This window comes from Arthrobacter sp. 05T442 (assembly GCF_056395945.1).
The window spans coordinates 237,509-256,865 of sequence record NZ_JBFTKM010000004.1 but is presented as its reverse complement, the minus strand read 5'-3'; the positions used below and the strand labels follow the sequence as shown (position 1 = coordinate 256,865).

The window sequence follows — 19,357 nt, the reverse complement described above, 5'->3', positions numbered from 1 at the left end:
GGGCCTTGCGTTAGGGGGATACTACCCGGGATCCCCCTGGCGTTCCGCGGGCTCCGGGCGGAACGGTTGTTGAGCGGCGCAGCACAGGACGTGCAATAGGCAGCTCCCCGGCGGACGGGCTGCTGACAGCGCGGGCAGTGCTCGGCGTCGTCGGTCATGGCTCGTTACGGCTCTTCCTGGAGGGTGTCTTCGGGTCCTGATCGGGACCCGCGTTCGGACCGGTCTCCACTGTACCGGCGGGGGCGCCGGCCGGGGGGAGGCCGGTGGGCGGCCGGTTCCGGCGGGGAAGGACCCCGGCGAGCCCGCGCCGCCTGAGGACGCTGCGGCCCTCAGACAGGAGCGAGCGGGGTGAGAATCGCACCCGCTGGCGCCCCCAGAAGCCCAGGTCTCCGGTCATCTCCTGCAGCGAGCCGTCCACGATTTCCCAGTACTGCCGGACGTCGTCCTCGCTCGGCTGGCCGGCTCCGAAGATCGCCGCGTCGGCGCGGCGGGCCAGCAGGGTGGTTGTCCCTTCCGCGGCCGGGAAAGCCCCCGCCAGCACGACGGCGGACTCGCGCCTCGTGGCGCGGCTGTCTACGCCCGCGCCCAGGTCCGTCGCCAGGGACAGGACCTCGCTCCAGCCGCCTCCGACGCGTTGTGCGGGGTGGCCTTCGGTGAACCGGGCCTTCCGGCGGCGGGACTTCAGCAGCGCAATGACCAGGAGAGGCAGCGCCAGGATTGCGAGCGGGACAAGGGCGACGCCGATGGCGCTCAGGACGGGACCCCAGAACAGCCAGGGGTTGTTCTTCTTCTGGTCGGCATCGAGGGCATCCGGCGAGGAGTCAGGCGGCAGGTCCGCGGGCTCCTGCGGCGGGGGCGGCGGCTGGAGCACCTGTGGCTTTGGCTTGGACTTGTTCTCCGGATCCGGCGGTATCGGCACATTGTCCTTGGGCGGGGTGGGGTCAAAGGACACCCATCCCACCCGGTCGAAAGCCACTTCCACCCACGCGTGGACGTCCTTGCCGGTGATCTTGACCTCCCCGGCGCCGTTTTCCGGGCTCTTCGGATCCGGGTAGAAACCCATCACGACGCGGGACGGGATTCCCAAGTTGCGCAGCATGAGGGACATTGCCACAGAGTATTGTTCGTCGTCGCCGAGCATTTGCTTGGCGGTGAGCAGGTTCCGGATGCGCGCCGAGCTGTGACCGGAGACGCTGGGCAGCTGGCCGTCGGCGATCAGTCCGTTGCTGAAGGCGCCCTGCTTCTGGAAATGCGCTTCGATCTGGCGGACGCGGTCGATCGCCGTTGGCGCATCGGCGGCGAGGTCGTTGGCCTGGGAGCCAACGACCGGCGGAACTTCGGCCGGGTCCGGAAGGGCCATCTTCGCGAAGTCATACTGGGTCAGCTGCCCGTGCTCCAGCTTGGCCGGTTCGGCCACCTGGACCTGGTAGGAATCGCCCTTGGAGACGCCTTTGGTGGTCACGGCAGTGTCTGTTCCGGCGTTGAAGTACAGCCCAGAGGCGGCGCCTGATCCGTCGCGGGTGAAGCTGAACCCGGTCGACTTGCTGCCGCCGGGCACGAAGTAGCCCTGATAGCCATCGATCGTGATGTCGAGGGCGTAGGTTTTGGTGGGCACGATCCCCGTGGAGTCCGCCAGGGTGTTGAGGGACTTCGCGTCGCCGACCTTGCTGAAGTTGCCCGAACCGTTAGGGTCCATCGCGTAGTTGGTGCCGTTGAAGGAATCGAGGGCGGCGAGCCGGACGCGGGAATCCTTGGGCAGCCCCTTCACGACGAAGAGGTTGTCGTCTTTTTTGTCCTTCACGAAATTGCGGAAGCTTGCAAGCGGGGTGACGTAGTCCTTGGGGTCGAACGGCGGCACGATCGCATTGCGCAGGACGCGCCGGTCGTCGCTTGCAGTGACCAGCGGGGAGGCGACGGCGGTGATCGAGACGGCGGCAGCGATCAGGGCGGCGGCGGTGCCGAGCCGGCGGACGGTGGCGCCCCGGGCCGTACCGTGGTCCGTCTCCGGACGGTTGACGGAGATCTTGCCGGTATCGCCGCGCCGGAGCGCGTCGCGGCGGAAGGTGGCCCAGGCGATGCCGACCACGGTGAGCGAGATGCCGCGTTCCACCGTGAGGAAGCCTGCGCTCGTGCTGAAGGCGATGCCTGTGACAAACAGCACCAGCACGGGCAGCAGCGGCCAGTACGGGCTCTTGAGCCGCCAGGCCAGCAGCCCGGCCGCGAGTGCGGTGAGGAGCGAGCTCAGGAACGGCACGATCAGGGTGCCGCCGGCCGTGCCCACAGGCACACCGACGGTGAGCATGTCCTTCCAGGCGAACACCACGCCCACCAGCAACGTGCGCACCGCGTCCGGCGTCGGCACGACTCCGGCGACGGAGGCGTCCGGGACGGCCAGGGCGGTGCCGAACACGAGGTAGCCGGCCAGGGCCAGGGCTGTCGTGATGAGCAGGCCGAGGCGGAAGTGCGCGTTGGCGGCGGCGAGGGCGAGCCCCAGGATGATTCCGCCGAATCCCGCGATCAGATAGTACGGGTCGCCGCCGAAGCTGAGGCTGAAGCCCAGGACGCCCAGCCCCAGCAGGACCGTGAGGGCCAAAGCGTCTAGGGCAATGTGCCACATCGGCCGGCCGTCCAGGAACCCCTGGGCCGGGGGCCGCTGTTTGCGCCTGCTCATGCTGCCGCCTTCCGCAGGACGTTCGCCAGGTCCGCGAGATCGCCGAGCGTCAGCACGGTGAGGTCCCCGATGTTTGCCCGGGCCGGGGCGGCGCCGGATTCGATCCGGACGGCGATGCTGCGGACGCCCGGCGGCACCGAAGCCGACGCCGAGCGCAGCTGGGTGGGTGTCACGTGCCTGCCCACCACGAAGAACACCACGGAAGCGTTGGGGACGGTGTCCGCGAGGGTGCGGGCGAGGTCGACGGCGGACTTGCGCAGCGGTGCGCCGACGATCCTGGTCATATCATCGAGCATGTTGCGGCCGGTCTCGCAGCGCAGCGGCCCTTTCTGGGTCAGGACGTCGAGGTCGCGCTGGTCACGGATCGCCTGCCTGCCGATCGAGGCGGCGGCGGAGATGGCGAGTTCAAACTCCGCATCGGAGGCGTACTCGTCCGTGTTGATGGAGAGCGAGATGGCGAGGTGGGCGCGGCGGGTTTCCTCGAACTGGCGGACCATGAGCTTATTGGTCCGCGCCGTGGTCTTCCAGTGGATGTGCCGCCGGTCGTCGCCCGGGACGTAGTCGCGCAGGGCGTGGAAGGACACGTCCGCGCTGGAGAGCTCGGCGGTGGGCATGCCCTCGAGGTCACGGATGAAGCCGGCGGCCGAGCCGGCCAGCGCCACGGTCTTCGGGTGCACGAAGAGGTCCTCCGGCCCGGTCCACAGGACCTGGCGGCGGAGAAGGTGCAGCGGGTCGGCGCGGACGGAGCGGACCGGGCCCACCACAATCACCGCACGGCGCGCGGTGGGAATGGTGAACAGGTCCTCGTGGACCTGTTGCGGCTTCATCCGGGGCAGGCGGAACACTGCGGTGTTGCCCCCGACAGGCAGCTCCAGGTCCGCGGGCAGCAACGGCCGGGCCGAGGTGTTGGAGACGGCGATGCTTCCGACGGCGGACTCTCCCACCGCCACCCGGGTGCGGGCGAGGTCCAGCACCACACCGTACGAAGAGCGGCCCAGAATGAATCCGATGGCGAGGACGAACAGCACGGAGGCGGCGATCGCGGCGGCCTTGGCTTCCTGCCAGCCGAACGCCTGGCCCAGGGTCCACAGCAGGATCGACGCCGCGAGGACGGACCAGCCCAGGACGCTGACCACCGACAGCACCGGCCGCCATGCGTACGTGAGCCAGAGCACCCTGACGGACCGCCATGCCGGCGCCAGCATGAGCCCGGCGGTGCTGCCGGCCTCCGACCAGAGCGAGGCGGGGCGCAGCCGGGCGCGATTGCCGTCCCGGCGAAGGGGCCGTTGCAGGCGTTCAGCAAGCCGGGTCAGCGCCGTGCTGGTGGACATATGGGTGCCTTTGTTCGTGCTGGGTGTCGTGGGTAACGCGGTGCCGGTGGAGCTGTTCCGGCCGGGATCCGGCTAGACGGCCGCGCGCTGCTGCGGGGCGGCGACGTCGGCCAGGACGCGCGCCAGCACGGCATCGGCGGTGGCGCCGGAGAACTCGGCTTCCGGGTCCAGTACCAGGCGGTGGGTCCAGACGACGGCGGCGAGGTCCTTGATGTCGTCCGGGAGGACGAAGTTGCGGCCCTGGCCGGCGGCCCAGACTTTGGCAGCACGGACCATGGCAAGGGCGCCGCGGACGGACACGCCGAGGCGGGTTTCCGGGGCGTTGCGGGTTTCTTCGCAGAGCCGGGAGATGTATTCCAGCACGGCGGTGTCCACGTGGGTGGTGGCGGCGAGGTCGGCCATGTCCGCCACCGCCTGCGTGGTGATGACGGGCCTGATGTCCTGGGAACGGTCCTTGAGGTTGGCGCCGCCGAGCAGCTGCACGGTCGAGGCGTGGTCGGGGTAGCCGATGGAGGTCTTGATCAGGAAGCGGTCCAGCTGGGCCTCGGGCAGCCGGTAGGTTCCGGCTTGTTCGATCGGATTCTGGGTGGCCATGACCATAAATGGCCGGCCGGCTTCGTAGGTCGTGCCGTCCACCGTGACGCGGGATTCCTCCATGACCTCCAGCAGCGCCGACTGGGTCTTGGGCGAGGCGCGGTTGATTTCGTCGGCCAGGACGATGTTGTTGAAGATGGGCCCCTTGTGGAACTCGAACTTCTGCGTCTTCTGGTCGTAGATGGTCACCCCGGTGACGTCCGAGGGCAGCAGGTCCGGGGTGAACTGGATGCGGTTGTTGGAACCCTGGACGGTGGCCGCGAGGGCGCGTGCGAGCGAGGTCTTGCCGGTGCCCGGGGCGTCTTCGAAGAGGACATGCCCCTCGGCCAGCATGGCCGTGAGGGTCAGCCGGATGACGTGGGACTTGCCCAGAACGGCCAGCCCCACGTTTGCGACGAGCTTTTCGAAGGTGCCGGCAAACCATTCGGCCTGTTCCGTTGTCATGGTCATGGGATGATTCCTCTTCCGTTCTTGGTGCATGGCGTTCATGTGCTGCCGGCACGGCTTCCGCGCACTGTCCGGCGAATAGTCTATTTCCTGGGGTCAGGGCTCCCGGTTCGGTGTCAGCAATGCGGGATCCCCAGCGGGTAGGGGCTTCCGAGCTGGGTGTGCCCGGCGATCACGTACCGGCCAACGTTCCGGCTGGAGCCAGGTTCCACCCGGTACCACTCGGTGTCCGGGGAGCTGGTCCAGTGGTCGTTCTGGACGATGTAGCACTTGACCACGATGGTCTCGCCGCTGTTCTTGTAGAACCACGGCGGTACGTCTCCGTTGTTGATGCCATCACACGTAAAGGTGTTGGGATTGTAGTTCGAGCCGCCCTGCGTGAAGGTGCACGTGCGGACGAAGTTCGGATCGGACGTCTTGACCCGGGTGGTCCAGACGCGTTGCGGCGGACCGGACTTCGCGGTCGCCGTGGCAATCGCACCGGCGGTCCCGACCGAGTTGACGGTCCGGACCCGGATGGAATGCGGCTCGTCGTAGCCTGCGGTGTTGACCGTCCTGCTGCCGGAGGGATTCACGTTCTGCCAGCCTCCGTTGTCGATGCTGATCTGGGTCTTGTCGACGTCGTTGGTGGAGGTTGATGGTGAGGACCAGCTGAAGCTCAGCGACTTCTGGTTTTCCGCCCCGTCCTTGCCGGAGGCCGAGGGCGTCCCGGGAGCACCGTACGGGGTCGTGGACGCGCCTGTGCTGGCATTGGAGCTGGGGGCAACCGTGGAGTTCGCGATCACCGTGATGGTGGTGCCGGTGCCGTTGGCGAAGCCGCCCACGGTCTGTCCGGGCTTGATGGGCCCGGACTGCCCCGTGCTGGCGTTGTAGCTGTAGCTGACCTCGTTGTAGGCCGAACCGTTCCGCTCGGCGGGGGTGAGCTCCTTGAAATTGATGGTCACCTGCCGGCCCGCGCCGCCGGTGTTGGCGGGTGCAGCGCTGACCCCGGACACCTGTGAAAGCTTGCCGGTGGCTCGCCGGGGCGCCGAGGGCGAACTCGCGGCGCCCTTGCCGGCCTTGTTCTCGGCCTGGACAGTGAAGGTGTAGGCCGTCTCGGAGTTGTTCGCGGTGAAATTCGCGGTCCGCACCGTGCCGGGCACCATTTGGGTCTGCGTGGTCCCGTTGCCGCCGCTCATGGTGACGTAGTAGTTCTTGATTGCGTCGCCGTTGGTGTTGGGCTCGTTCCAGTTCACTTTCAGCTGGTTGGAGGTCCCGACGGCGGATGCGACGGTCGTCGTCGGCGCTGCCGGAGCCGCCGGGACGCCGGCCGGGTTATCTTCGGAGGAATAGACGCCCCATTCGGAAGGTCCGAGCTCGTTGACGGCCTGGGCGCGCACCTTGTACCGGACACCATTGGTCAGCCCGGGCCAGGTGTAGGTCAGGCCGGTGACACCGTTCTTCACGGCAATCCCGTTGGCCGGCGGCGGGGAAATTTCCAGGTTGTAGCTCTTGACGGCCGACCCCTCAGTCTTCGCGGGCGGCCAGTTGATGACCATGTTCTTGTCCCCGGCCTTGACGGTCGGCGCGTCCGGAGGGGACGGCTTCTCATCAGGACGGATCTCGTTCGACGCCGGTGACGCCGCGGAGTCGCCCACCTCGTTGGTGGCGATGACGGTAAAGACGTATTTGACGTCGTTGGTCAGCCCGCTGAGCGTGCAGGTGGTTGTGGCGCATTCCTGGCTGAAGCCGTTGGAACGGACCGTGTACTTGGTGATCGGCGAGCCGTTGTCCGAGGGCGGGGCCCATTTCAGGACGGCAGTGCGGCTGCGGACGTCCGTGGCGGCCGGAGCCGAGGGGGCGTCAGGTTTGTCCCGGACCGTGATCCGGACGCGGCCGTCAGTCTGCCGCGAAACGTCCTCCGTCTTGTCCATCACCGTGTACCGGACCACCATGACGCCCTTGAATCCGTTCGCCGGCGTGACCGAGATGGAGTCTCCCGACACGGCCGGCTGACCGGCGGCGGAGCCGGTTTCCACCGCAGCCGAGACGATTTTCAGCGGGGTTTCGCTGAACGGGTTGAAGTCATTGGCCAGGACGTTGATCGTCTCGGCCCGGCCCGCGTTCGCCTTGTCGACGACGTCTTCGTTCGCCACGGGCAAGGGCCGGTTGGACGCGACGACAGTCGCCGTGACGGTCGCCTTGACCGGTTCGGAACGGCCGTCGGTGACCTTGAGCGGGATGGCGCCCTTCCTGCCGGGCGCGAGAGCGGCATCGGCGCTGACCCTTAGGGTGCCGCCGTCCAGGGTGGCCTTGAAGCCCTCGGGGAGGGTGCCGTCGACCTCGAATTTGAGCTTGTCCTGGTCTCCGGAATCGACGTCCTTGGCCAGGTTCGTCAGGTCCAGGCTGGCCGCTTCGGCCTTCGGCACGTCGACGTCGGTGCCGCTGAAGGTGGGCGCGTGGTTGGCGTTCGGGTCGGGGACAACCCTGGTGATGATGGTGAGGGTCGATTTGAGGCCCTGCGGATCGTCCGGGCCGGAACCGTCCGTCACTTCGAAGGTCAGCGAGCCGGGGCCCACGTAGTCCTTGAGGGCTGCATAGCGCAGCGAGTCGCCGTTGCCTGCGACAACGTTCTGGGTGTCCGCGCCCTGGACCCGGACTTTGTCCACCTGGGTGATCCGCGGGGAGCGTCCGTCCCTGACCTTGACCCATTCGTTGAGGTCGAGGCTGATTTCCTTGCCTGCCATGACCTCAACGGCGTCGGTCCGTGCCAGGGTGGGGTGCTGTTCGCCCTGGCCGGGAACCCAGATCACCGCGGTCGCGCTCTGGCCGTCGACGTCCGTGACGGTGTACGGGATCAGCTGGTCCCGGACTGCCAGGGTGACGACGACGTCGCCGTCGCCGCCCACACGGGCGTTCGGGTTCCCGTCGGGGATGCCGATCTTGAGGTCGGCCGCGACGCCGTCGGGATCGGCGTCGTTCTTCAGCACGGGGACGTCGACGGCGGACTTGCCCAGCGTTTCGGCGGGGGTCACCACATCGTCCTTGGCGACCGGGCGCTTGAGCGCCGCATCGGGGCTGACCCGGACCCGGACGACGGCACTCCCCTGGGCTTTCTTGTCATCCTGGATCTTGTAGCTCACGCTCTCGTTCCCGGATGTGCCGGGTGCGGTCAGCAGGACCTTGCCGCCGTCGGCGGCTTCGACCCGGAGCTCGGGGCGGGCTTCGAAACCGTTGGAGACCAGGCTGATCGGGTCCCCGTCCGGGTCCGAGTCGTTCTTCAGGGCGTCAGCGGCGATCTTTCGGCCCGGACGGACGTCAACGGTGTCGTCCACGGCGATGGGCTTTTGGTTGTTGGCCTCCGGCGGGGCGATCCCGACGATCACGGTGCCGGTGTTCTCGGCGCCGATCCGGTCCCGGACGCGGTAGCTGAACGTGTCGGTGCCGGCAGCGTTGCCGTTCGCGGTGAATTCGAGGTAGCCGTCCTTGACCACGGCGGTCCCCATCGCCGGTGCTTTGTCCACGCCGGTCAACTGTACGGAGTCGCCGTCGGCGTCGATCCCGTCCAGCGGCACCGGAACGCGCACGACCATTCCGGCCACGACGCGTGCGGTCAGGTTCTTCGGCTCCGGGCGGGTGTTGCGTTCATCATCGCGGGCGCGGATGTGGATGGTGACCTGCTGGGAGTCGGACTGCCCTGATTCGTTGGTGACTTTGTAGATGGCATAGACGGTTTTGGGCATGTCCCCTGCGATGAACCGCAGCGAGTCACCGGACGTGAAGATGCGGCCGTCGGCCGCGTCGGGCTTCTGGGGCAGCTCGGGATCGAGGGTCAGTTTGCCGGCGTTGGGGTCGGTGTCGTTGCCCAGCACCGGGACGGTGACGACGTCACCTGCGCGCACGGTCGCTTCGTCGGGTTTGGCCTGCGGTGCCTGGAGCTTCGCGGGTGCCGGCACCACGAGGACGGCGATCTCCCCGCTTGCGGAGGATTTGCCGTTGGAAATCGTGTATTTGACGCTGAGCTGTCCTTGCGCACGGATGTCCGTGATCCGGACCACCGAGTGGTCCAGGACGGAGACGCTGACGGGCTGCCCGTCGGCCGCGGTCACGGACTGGACCACAAGCACGCCGCCGGAAGGGTCGGAGTCGTTGCCCAGGACGTCCACGAGCACGCTGCCGCCGCTGGGCAACAGCGCCGTGTCGCGCACGGCTACCGGGGCGCCGTCGCCGTTGCCCGGGACGACGTCCACGCGCACCAGCTGCTGGGCGCTGGCGGGTCCGTTGGTGACGAGGTAGGTGACGTAGTGCGCTCCCGGCGCCGTGGAGTTGAAAGCGAAGGTCTGCTGGTCGGCGCCCATGGTGACGGAAGAGTTGCCGTCCGGTGTGGCCTGTGCCAGGCGCAGCGAGCCGCCTTGCGGGTCAGAGTCGTTCTTCAACGGGGTAACGACGGTGCTCACTCCGGCAACGGCGACCACGTGGTCCGCGTTGGCGACGGGCGGGAGCGCCCCGGGGGCGCGGACGTCGACGGTGATCTTGCCTTCCGCGGTGGACTGCCCGTCGGAGACGGTCACGGTTACGGTCTTGCGGCCGGGCTCGGAGCCTGCGTCCTGGAAAGACAGGAGCCCGTCCGGACGGACTTTGACCTGGTCCCGGGGGTCGCTGCCGGTGGCGCCCACCACGAAGAGGTCGTCGCCGTCCGGATCGATCCAGTCGGTCAGGATGTTTTGGCTGACAAGCTTGCCGGACTGGACCACCAGGGCGGTTTTCCGGTTGGGTTTCTGGCGCGGGGCGGTGTTTTGTCCCAGCGGCACGATGTTGAGGGTGACGTCGGCGGACGCGGAGAGCCCGCGGCCGTCGTCGACGGTGTATTTGAAGGTCTCCGAGCCGGTTTTGTCCGCCGGGACCGTGACCTGGAAGCCGGTGGCACCGTAGATCGGCGCCAGGAGTCCGGACTTCAGCGGCTCGGGGGCGCGGACGGTGAGGATGTCGCCGTCGGGGTCGGTGTCGTTGTCCAGCACGGGGAGGATGGTCGTCTTGCCGGCGCGGACGCCAAAGGTGTCCGGCTTCGCGGCCGGCGGGTTGTTGGGTTTGCTCCGGTCCGGAAGGACGGTCTGCTGGACTTCGTCCGCGGAGTCCTTGTCAGCGTCGTCCGAGGTCTGTTGGGGCGGGATGACGTCGTCCCAGTTGTTCACCAGCTGCATGTTCTGGTTCACCAGCCACACATTGCCGGAGTTCACGTCGTTGAGGACCACGAGGTCCCGGTTCACCCGGAAGACATAGCTTGGCGCGGCACTGGCCTTGGGCACGTCCGATGTCTTGTCATTGGCGTCGTTGTCGCAGTCCCGGACGTACTTGTTCGCCCCGGCCCAGGCAGCGTGGATGCACCCGCCCAGCTGCACCGGCGCCGCGGGAACGCCTTGGCCCCCGAAGGTGGCGGTCTTTGCCGTCGAACCGTCCAGCGGCTGCTTCAGCAGCGCCTTTTGGGTGGAAATCGCGACGGCGTCCGCCGCCGCCCCGGACTGCTGCAGTTTCGCGTCCCGCGCGTCCGCCAGGGCCAGCTCGCGGCCGCCGGGAAGGAACAGTTTCCCCCGGGCGGCGTCGAGGACCACGGGCTGGTCCCCCACAACTGCCAGCTGGAGATCCCCGGCGCCCTTGAGCCCGTCCCACGTGGCCACCTGTGCATCCGCACGCTCCCCGTCCGGAGTCACCGAGGTCACCGTCACCTGGCCGGTCTTCGGATCCAAACTGTAGATCCGGTCATCAGCGCCCACCGCCGACACCGTCCCTGCAGAAGCGGCCAGCACCGGCTCGGCATTCTCCTCGTCGAAGCCGTTCACTGTCGACGGTGACAGCGCCCAGACCTTGCCCTTCGCCTGGTCCGTCACCGCGATCACCTTCGACCCGAAGCTCACCTCGGCCGAACCGGGCAGCTTCTTGTCCCCGCCCAGACGCATCGTCGCCGCCGACACCTGGTTGAGAGTGGCGCCGGAACTGTCATCGACAAAAACGTTACCGGCATCCTGCAACACATCAAACGACGTCGAGGCGGGGGTCACCGCACCGTCCAGCACCCGGGAGGGATAGTTCAACCGGCCCACGGCGTTCCGGGACTTCGAAACTACCCACACTCCGCCGTCGTTGAGATCCACTTCCGTCGTCTTGAACCCCGGATAGATGATGGCACCGGCGACCAGGATCGCGGAGGCAACGGCAAGGCCGGTGCCGGCCAGGTAGCGGCGGCGCCTGCCCGGCGGGCGCGAAGCGCTTGATCCAGCCCATTTTGGCCGCAGGACTGCCAGGATGCTCTTCATGTCGCGGGATCCCCCAAGTATCACAGCGTCGGGCACGGCACAGGGCCGCCCGTACCCTCGTCGGCTGGGCATGACTATGCCACATAGCCCATCAACTTGAGAAACCCGGCCCGCGAGGGCCGGTCAAGTCCGGGGCCGCCGGCGGGAGTCGTCAGCCCAAGGAGCCTGCCCGGCTCAGGCCAGTACCAGGCCGGTTCAGTCCAGGACCAGGCCGGTTCAGTCCAGGACCAGGCCGGTTCAGTCCAGGACCAGGCCGCGTCCGCTGCCCCGTTGAAGCTGTACCGGGTGGATTTCGCCGAAGCCTCGGACGTCTTCGGCGGGGCGCGGGAGCAGGACGAACCGTTCGTCCTCCTCCAGGGCCGCCGCGGTCATCGAGTCCACCAGCACCGTCCCGGGGTCGGCCAGGGCGGTGAGCCGGGCGGCCAGGTTCACGGTCGGACCGTAGATATCGCCCAGGCGGGACAGGATGCGGCCCCAGACCATGGCCACCCGGGCCTGCGGCAGAATTTCATCGTCGGTGAAGGCCTGGCACAGGGCCAGCGAAATTTCAGCGCCGGCGGCAGGAGTTTCCGCGATGTAGAGGACTTCGTCGCCGACGGTCTTCACCAGCCGGCCGCCGCCCACGGAGATGATCTCGGCGCACTTGTTCTCGAAGCGCTGCACGAGCTGGGCGAGTGTCTTTTCATTCATGCGGCGGGACAGGCTTGTGTAGGAGACCAGGTCAGCGAACCCGACCGCGCGTGCGAGCGGCAGCGGGGCGTCGTCCTCGTCCCCTTCGCGGCCTTCCTCGCTGGACGCGAGTCCGGCCTCCGCGCGAACGGCCAGCCGCTGGACGCCGGCGTTGAGCTGGCGGCGCCAGGAGTAGACGAGCATTTCCTCAAGGGCGTCCACGAGGGACGGGAGTTCGCTGACGAGGCGCTTGCGGGCCGTGGCATCGGGAACGCCTTGCTGGTGGACCATGTCCTCGATGAGCGCTTCGATCTGCCACACGACCATCCGGTCCGTCATCTGGCCGATCGACCGGGTGACGGAAATCGCGGCTTCTTCCGTCAGTTTGCCGGTCCGCACCAGGTCAACGATGGTGGAGAGCGCGGCCTGGTCGCGTTCGGTGAACGCCACGTCCTCGTCACCGAGATTGGGAAAGCCAAGCGCGCGCCACAGCTTCCGGGCGGAAAGGAGTGAAAGTCCGGCGCCTGCTGCCACTTCACGGCGGCGGAGCTTCCGCTCGCCACCCAGCAGCCGGGTTTCCAGTGCCTTGGCTGCGACCCGTTCGGCGGACATTGTGCCCGTGGGAGGAGCCGCGGCAGGGGCGGCCTCGCGGGCACCGTCGCCGAAAGCACCGTCTGCCATGATCCCTGGCGCGGTGTCGAGCACGGCCGCTTCGAGGGTGGCTGCCTCGACGACGGCGTCCGGCCCCTGGGCCGGCTCTTCGGCCATGAGGCCTGTCTCCGGGTGGGCGTTCTCAGCGTTCATCTCTTCCACCTTCTCTCGGCTCCCACAGCCGGGTCTCGCCTGGGTTGTGCATCATGCCGCCGGTCCCCGGTTCCTCCCTCCGCGGAAGGTCATCGATGGCGTCCAGGATGAAGTTTCGGAACGTCGCCACTTCCGGGACGTCCGGGACCACCGATCTGGCGGGGTACCCGGTATCCAAGGATATATTCCCGGAGCGCAATACGCGTTGGAGGAGGGATTGGTCGATGTACACCCCACGGACACCGGCCAGCCAAACCTGCTGATCGCGCCTCCGTAACATGCCGTAACGGGCAACTAACCGCTGGCTGGTGAGGGTGTACCGCGTGGAATGCCAGGACATCACCTTTGGCAGGCAGGAAGCCAGCAGCACCCACGCCGCCAGGGCCACACATGCCCCGACAAGCCAGACAGTCCAGTCCGCGGTGATGAGCGGGAGGAGCTTTCCGGGACCGCCTTTGGTAATCCAGGCACTGGCATAGGCGGCCAGGGCGGGAACAACGATGAACAGCAGCGCCGGGACAATCAATATCCTGGGCTGGGGCCGGGTCACGACAATCACTTGCTCTCCCGGCAGGAGCTCTTTACGCATAGCCGCTTTCCGCGCCCGGCGGCGTCCACGGGCGAAGGTGGACCACATCGCCGGCCGTCACTACGTGCTCGCGGGCCGCGGCGTCGACGACCAGGAGGGACCCGTACTCGTCCAGCCGCGTGGCGTGGCCGATGATCTCGTGGTCCCCGGGCAACTGGGCGCGGACCTGCTTGCCGAGTGTGGTCAGCACCGCTTCCACCCGCTTGTGCAGCGAGTGGCCGCCGGCCATTCCGGCGGCGGGGTCGCCGTCGGCGTTGCAAAAGCTCCGGTAAAGCGTGGCGAAGCGGGACAGGTAGCTTTTCAGGAGTGCCGTCCGGTCAACGGTGTCGGCATTCTCCAGCAGGACGGACGTGGCGGTGGGAACGGGCAGCTCCGCCTCCGTCACTGTCACGTTCAGGCCTGTGCCGATGACAACGGGCGGTGCCGTGCCCTCCCCCAGCGGCCCCATCTGGGCAAGAATCCCGGCAATCTTCCGGCCTCGCACCAGGACATCGTTGGGCCACTTGAGCTCGGCCGGGATGCCTGCCGTCTCCAGCAGGGCTTCACGCAGCGCCAGGGCCGCCAGCAGCGACAGCCAGGAGTAGCTGTCCGTAGGCAAGGGGCGCCCGTCGGCGTTGACGGGCCTGAGCACGATCGAGACGGAGACGGAGCTGCGGGCCGGAGCTTCCCAGCTGCGGTCCAGCCTGCCCCGCGCGGCGCTCTGGTATTCGGCGGTGAGCACGGACAGGTCCGGGAACGCCCGCGGATCTTCCGTGACGCCGCGCAGCAAATCGGCGTTGGTGGAACCGGTGGCCTCCACCACCGTCAGCTGCGGAATGCCGTGGGCGGACAGGAACGCCTCGTCGCCGAGGGCGTTCAGGTCCAGGGGCGGACGGTCCGGGGCTTCCTGCGCGGCTTCCATGCTTGAATCCTACCGAGTAACGGCCGCGGCGGCCCCGGCCCTGTTGACGCAAATGCCTCCGCGCAAACTCCCCACCTCTGGCCGGCGTATCCGGCGGGTCGGCCGGACACGCCGGGAATTGTCGGCGCCAGATCCTTAAACGAGGGGAATCTCCGCAGGGCAGACGGCCGAAAAACACCCAGCAAGTTCAGAGGAAAATGTCAGGGACCAGCCGGTCCCCGGGGACTCCCGCGCTGTAGGGGCTGAAATCCGCGACGCCCGCAGCCGCGAGGACCTGCTCGTCGGTGTAGAAGTTCCCGCTCCAGCTCCCGGACTCCGGAATCGCGTTGCTGGCCGTCAGGACGGCGTGGGCGGCATCGGCCATGATCTCCGGGCCGCGCGCACCCCGGACGATCTTGTCCCCGCCGGGCATATTGCGGATGGCGGCCGTGTCGATCAGGGTGCAGGGCCACAGGGAATTCACGTTGATGCCGTCCACCTTGAGTTCCTCGGCGAGCCCCAGGGTAGTCAGGCTCATGCCGTACTTCGCCATGGTGTAGGCCAGATGCATGCCGGCCCATTTCGGGTCCAGGTTCAGGGGCGGCGACAGCGTCAGGATCTGCCCGGCGTCGGATTCCCGCAGCGCCGGCAGGGCGAGCTTGGAAAGCAGGAACGTCCCGCGGACGTTGATGTCCTGCATAAGGTCGTAGCGCTTCATGTCCACGGCGTCGGTCTGGGACAGGTCAATGGCCGAGGCGTTGTTGATGACGATGTCAATCCCGCCAAAGCGTTCCACGGCGCCGGCAACCGCCCCGGCAACGTCGGCGTCCCTGCGCACATCGCCGACCAGCGGAAGCGCCTGCCCGCCCGCCGCCTCGATCTGCTCGGCGGCGGAATAGACGGTCCCTTCCAGCTTCGCGTGGGGCTGTCCGGTCTTGGCCAACAGCACTATATTGGCGCCATCCCGGGCGGCGCGGACGGCGATGGCCAGGCCTATGCCGCGGCTGCCTCCGGACATCAGGATGGTGCGGCCCTGAAGGGAACCGGCGGCCTGGTAGGGCCCTGCAGCAGCGCCCGAAGCATCATTGCTTGAAGTCATGACCACACTCTAGCCGACTCATGTTACTGGTCGGTAACATTCGTTCCCCGCGCTCCTGCCCGGTTGCATGCCGCCCAGGCGCCGCGGAGCCCTGCCGGCCCCGGAAATCCGGGGGCTGGCGCCGGGCTGGTCGGGAGCAGCCGGGAAGGAGCGCTGAGTCCGGGCTCGGCCGGGCCGCCCGCGAACCTCATTGCGGTCATGGCGGGACGCGGGGCGAAAATTGTAGGTTTTCTACAGCGGCATGGGCCAATGGCGTCACTAGACTTGCCAACAAGGCCTTGCTTTTGTGCATTCCAACTAAAGCGCCACGCGGACCAGGGCCAGCGAGCTACAGCGACCGAACAATCAGCAACAGAGCCGGAGACACTTGATGAGCCACGATCTGACCACGACTGCGGGAAAGATTGCAGACTTCCGCGACCGCCTGGCCCGTGCTGAGCAGCCCTCCGGCCCGGAAGCGATCGAGAAGCAGCATGCGCGCGGCAAGAACACCGCCCGCGAGCGCATCGACCTGCTGCTGGACGCCGGCTCCTTCGTCGAGTTCGATGCGCTCGCGGTGCACCGCTCGACAGCGTTCGGCATGGAGAAGAAGAAGCCGCTCGGCGACGGCCTGGTCTCCGGCTACGGCACCGTGGACGGCCGGCCCGTTGCCGTCTACAGCCAGGACTTCTCCGTCTATGGCGGCTCGCTCAGCCAGGTCAACGGCGAGAAGATCGTCAAGGTCCAGGAGTTTGCCTTGCGCAACGGCTGCCCCGTGGTCGGCATCCTCGACGGCGGCGGCGCGCGCATCCAGGAAGGCGTCGCATCGTTGGCCATGTTCGCGGACATCTTCCGCAACAACGTCCACGCTTCCGGCGTCGTCCCGCAGATCTCCCTCATCATGGGCCCCTCCGCCGGCGGCGCCGCGTACTCCCCCGCCCTGACGGACTATGTGGTCATGGTGGACAAGACCTCCCACATGTTCATCACCGGCCCGGACGTCATCAAGACCGTCACCGGCGAAGACGTGGACATGGAAACCCTCGGCGGCGCACGCCAGCACAACGCCAACACAGGCACGTCCACCTACCTCGCGTCCGATGAAGCCGACGCCATCGAATTTGTCCGCGAACTGCTGGACTTCCTGCCCTCCAACAACCTCGCCGAAGCGCCGGTGACGGATCACCAGCAGGAGCTGGACCTCGACGACGACGATCTCGCCCTCGATCTGCTCATCCCGGACTCGGCCAACCAGCCGTACGACATGCGCAAGGTCATCGAACAGATCGTGGACGACGCCCACTTCCTGGAGATGCAGTCCCTCTACGCCCCGAACGTGATGATCGGCTACGGCCGGATCGAGGGGCACACCGTCGGCGTCGTTGCGAACCAGCCCATGCAGTTCGCCGGCACCCTGGACATTGCCGCTTCGGAGAAGGCTGCCCGGTTCGTGCGCCACTGCGACGCCTTCAACATCCCCATCATCACCCTCGTGGACGTGCCGGGCTTCCTGCCGGGCAAGGACCAGGAGTTCCAGGGCATCATCCGCCGCGGCGCCAAGCTGCTGTACGCCTACGCCGAAGCGACCGTGCCGAAGCTGACTGTGATCACCCGCAAAGCCTACGGCGGGGCATACATCGTGATGGGCTCCAAGAAGCTCGGCGCGGATCTCAACCTCGCCTGGCCCACCGCCCAGATCGGCGTGATGGGCGCCCAGGGCGCCGTCAATATCCTGTACCGCCGCGAACTTGCCGCCGTTGCCGAAGCAGGGGGCGACGTCGAGGCCAAACGCGCCGAAGTCATCCGCCAGTACGAAGAAGAGCTGCTCAACCCCTACCAGGCGGCCCAGCTCGGCTACGTGGACGCCGTCATTGCCCCGTCCGAGACCCGCGTGCAGCTCATCAAGGCCCTGCGCGCGCTGCGGGACAAGAGGGCCAGCCTGCCCGCCAAGAAGCACGGGAACATCCCGCTGTGACGCCGTCGACCAAACCTGAGGGCGCACCGGCAGACCCCGAAGCCACGCCGGCGGAGCAGCCCCTGATGTCGGTCGTCAAGGGCGCGCCGACGGCAGAGGAACTCGCCGCGCTGGCCGCCGTCGTCCTCTCCCTCGGCAACGGCGCAGCCGCGGCGCCCGAAGAGCCAAGCGCGAGGCACTGGATCCGCCGGCAGCAGCTGCAGTTGGCGCCGAAGCCCGGCCCCGGTTCGTGGAAGCGCAGCCGCGGCTAGGAAAAGTTCAGCAACCCTTTCATAACCGCGGCGGCCGGGCTAGTCTCGTTCGGGTGACTACCGATACGAATGAAAACCCCACGCCCGACAGCCCTGCTCCCGTGCGCCCGCAGACGGCCATCGATGCCGTCGCCGACGCGTACACGGACACGCTCATCCGCCTCAACCCGAGTTTCGCCACCGAGCTCGGCCTCCCGGGCCATGAAACCGAATACGATGACTTCTCCCCGGCCGGCCACGAGGAATTCGCCGCGGCGGCCCGCGCGGCACTCGCCGCACTGGACGGCCTGGAGCCCGTTGACGACGTCGACGCCGTCACGCTCGACGCCATGCACGAGCGCCTAGGCCTGCAGCTGGAGATCCACGCGTCCGGCTGGGACCTTGCCGACCTGAACAACATCGAGTCGCCCGCCCAGCAGATCCGCGCCATCTTCGACCTCATGCCCACGGCCACCGCCGAGGACTGGGAGCAGATCGCGGGCCGGGCACATAACGTCGCCGGCGCCATCGACGGCTACATCGAGTCCCTGCGCGCCGCCAAGGAGGACCGCAAGGTCTCCGCGGTCCGCCAGGTCTCGATCGTCATCGAGCAGACCACCAAGTACGCCGCGGCGGACGGCTTCTTCGCGAAGCTCGCGGCCGGCGCGAAGACTTCCGAAGGGCCGCTGCCGCCGGAGCTGCAGGCCAGGCTCGACGCCGGCGCCGCGGACGCCCGCGTGGCCTACTCCCGGCTGGCAGGATTCCTCGAGTCGGAGCTCCTGCCGGTCGCCCCCGCCAAGGACGCTGTGGGCCGTGAGCGCTACGCCCTGGCCTCCCGCGCCTTCCTCGGCGCCACCGTGGACCTGGAAGAGACCTACGCCTGGGGCGTGGAGGAACTCGCGCGCATCATCGCCGAACAGGAGCGGGTTGCCGAAGAGATCCGACCCGGCGCCTCGATCGAAGAAGCCAAGAAGATCCTGGACAACGATCCGGCCCGCCAGCTCAAAGGAACCGACGCCCTCAAAGCCTGGATGCAGGAACTCTCCGACAAGGCCGTGGCCGAGCTCGCCGGCGTCCACTTCGAGATCCCGGACATCATGAAGACGCTCGAATGCCGGATCGCCCCCACGGACGAGGGCGGCATCTACTACACCCCGCCGTCGCAGGACTTCAAGCGCCCGGGACGGATGTGGTGGTCGGTGCCCGCCGGCGAGGACACGTTCACCACGTGGGCCGAGACCACCACCGTGTTCCACGAGGGGGTCCCGGGCCACCACCTGCAGATCGCCACGGCCATCTACCGCCGCGAACTGCTCAACAAGTGGCGCCGCAGCGTGTGCTGGACCTCCGGTCACGGTGAAGGCTGGGCACTCTACGCGGAGAAGCTCATGCAGGAATTGGGCTACCTGAAGGATCCGGGCGACCACATGGGGATGCTGGACATGCAGCGCATGCGTGCCGCCCGCGTGGTGTTCGACATCGGCGTGCACTTGGAGTTGGAGGTGCCCGAGCGTTGGGGGTCGGGCACCTGGACTTCGGACAAGGGCTTCGAGTTCCTCAAAGCCAACCTGCCGATCAGCGAGGGGCAGCTCAAGTTCGAGTTCACCCGTTATCTCGGCTGGCCGGGCCAGGCGCCGTCGTACAAGGTGGGGCAGCGGCTGTGGGAGCAGGTCCGCGCCGAACTGGAATCACGCCCGGGCTTCGACCTCAAGGCGTTCCACACCAAGGCCCTGAACATCGGCTCCGTGGGCCTGGACACCCTGAAGCGCGCGCTGCTCGGATAGGTCTTTCGCTGCCAC

At 67.7% G+C, this 19,357-nt stretch carries 11 protein-coding genes; 3 read left to right on the top strand and 8 right to left on the bottom strand.

Translation table 11 applies throughout. The features are described 5' to 3' along the window. Positions 1–154: 154 nt before the first annotated feature. The 8 genes from AC1DES_RS07120 to AC1DES_RS07085 all read right to left on the bottom strand — a co-directional run bounded on the left by AC1DES_RS07120 (position 155) and on the right by AC1DES_RS07085 (position 15,374). Positions 155–2,671, bottom strand: coding sequence for a transglutaminase-like domain-containing protein (locus AC1DES_RS07120; protein WP_476894982.1), 2,517 nt, complete (start codon positions 2,669–2,671; stop codon positions 155–157). Then, positions 2,668–4,002: a DUF58 domain-containing protein gene (locus AC1DES_RS07115; RefSeq protein WP_476894981.1), complete on the bottom strand. Its 1,335-nt coding sequence runs from the start codon at positions 4,000–4,002 to the stop codon at positions 2,668–2,670. Before AC1DES_RS07115 ends, AC1DES_RS07120 begins: the two co-directional genes overlap by 4 nt. A gap of 72 nt (positions 4,003–4,074) precedes the next feature. Further along, complete coding sequence (locus AC1DES_RS07110) at positions 4,075–5,046, bottom strand: AAA family ATPase (RefSeq protein ID WP_476894980.1); 972 nt, start codon at positions 5,044–5,046, stop codon at positions 4,075–4,077. A gap of 113 nt (positions 5,047–5,159) precedes the next feature. After that, complete coding sequence (locus tag AC1DES_RS07105; protein ID WP_476894979.1) at positions 5,160–11,333, bottom strand: Ig-like domain-containing protein; 6,174 nt, start codon at positions 11,331–11,333, stop codon at positions 5,160–5,162. Positions 11,334–11,570: 237 nt separating this feature from the next. Beyond that, on the bottom strand, positions 11,571–12,683 hold the full coding sequence (locus AC1DES_RS07100; RefSeq protein WP_476895006.1) for an adenylate/guanylate cyclase domain-containing protein: 1,113 nt from the start codon (positions 12,681–12,683) through the stop codon (positions 11,571–11,573). Between the two features lie 112 nt (positions 12,684–12,795). Continuing rightward, positions 12,796–13,395 (bottom strand): PH domain-containing protein, encoded by a 600-nt coding sequence (locus AC1DES_RS07095; protein WP_476894978.1) that lies wholly within the window; start codon positions 13,393–13,395, stop codon positions 12,796–12,798. Beyond that, a complete protein-coding gene (locus AC1DES_RS07090; RefSeq protein ID WP_476894977.1) occupies positions 13,388–14,296 on the bottom strand; it encodes a biotin--[acetyl-CoA-carboxylase] ligase in 909 nt (302 codons plus the stop codon). The genes AC1DES_RS07095 and AC1DES_RS07090 overlap by 8 nt, the downstream gene beginning before the upstream one ends. Before the next feature lie 187 nt (positions 14,297–14,483). Further along, positions 14,484–15,374 carry an SDR family oxidoreductase gene (locus AC1DES_RS07085; protein WP_476894976.1) on the bottom strand — a complete coding sequence of 297 codons (891 nt, stop codon included), beginning with the start codon at positions 15,372–15,374 and terminating at the stop codon, positions 14,484–14,486. Positions 15,375–15,744: 370 nt separating this feature from the next. Between AC1DES_RS07085 and AC1DES_RS07080 the strand changes: the two genes are divergently transcribed. Genes AC1DES_RS07080 through AC1DES_RS07070 form a run of 3 tightly spaced genes read left to right on the top strand, consistent with a single transcriptional unit; the run spans position 15,745 to position 19,342 of the window. Then, on the top strand, positions 15,745–17,328 hold the full coding sequence (locus AC1DES_RS07080) for an acyl-CoA carboxylase subunit beta (protein ID WP_476894975.1): 1,584 nt from the start codon (positions 15,745–15,747) through the stop codon (positions 17,326–17,328). Further along, complete coding sequence (locus AC1DES_RS07075) at positions 17,325–17,579, top strand: acyl-CoA carboxylase epsilon subunit (protein WP_476894974.1); 255 nt, start codon at positions 17,325–17,327, stop codon at positions 17,577–17,579. The genes AC1DES_RS07080 and AC1DES_RS07075 overlap by 4 nt, the downstream gene beginning before the upstream one ends. Before the next feature lie 53 nt (positions 17,580–17,632). After that, positions 17,633–19,342, top strand: a complete 1,710-nt coding sequence (locus AC1DES_RS07070) for a DUF885 domain-containing protein (protein ID WP_476894973.1) — start codon at positions 17,633–17,635, stop codon at positions 19,340–19,342. The last annotated feature ends 15 nt before the right edge of the window (positions 19,343–19,357 follow it).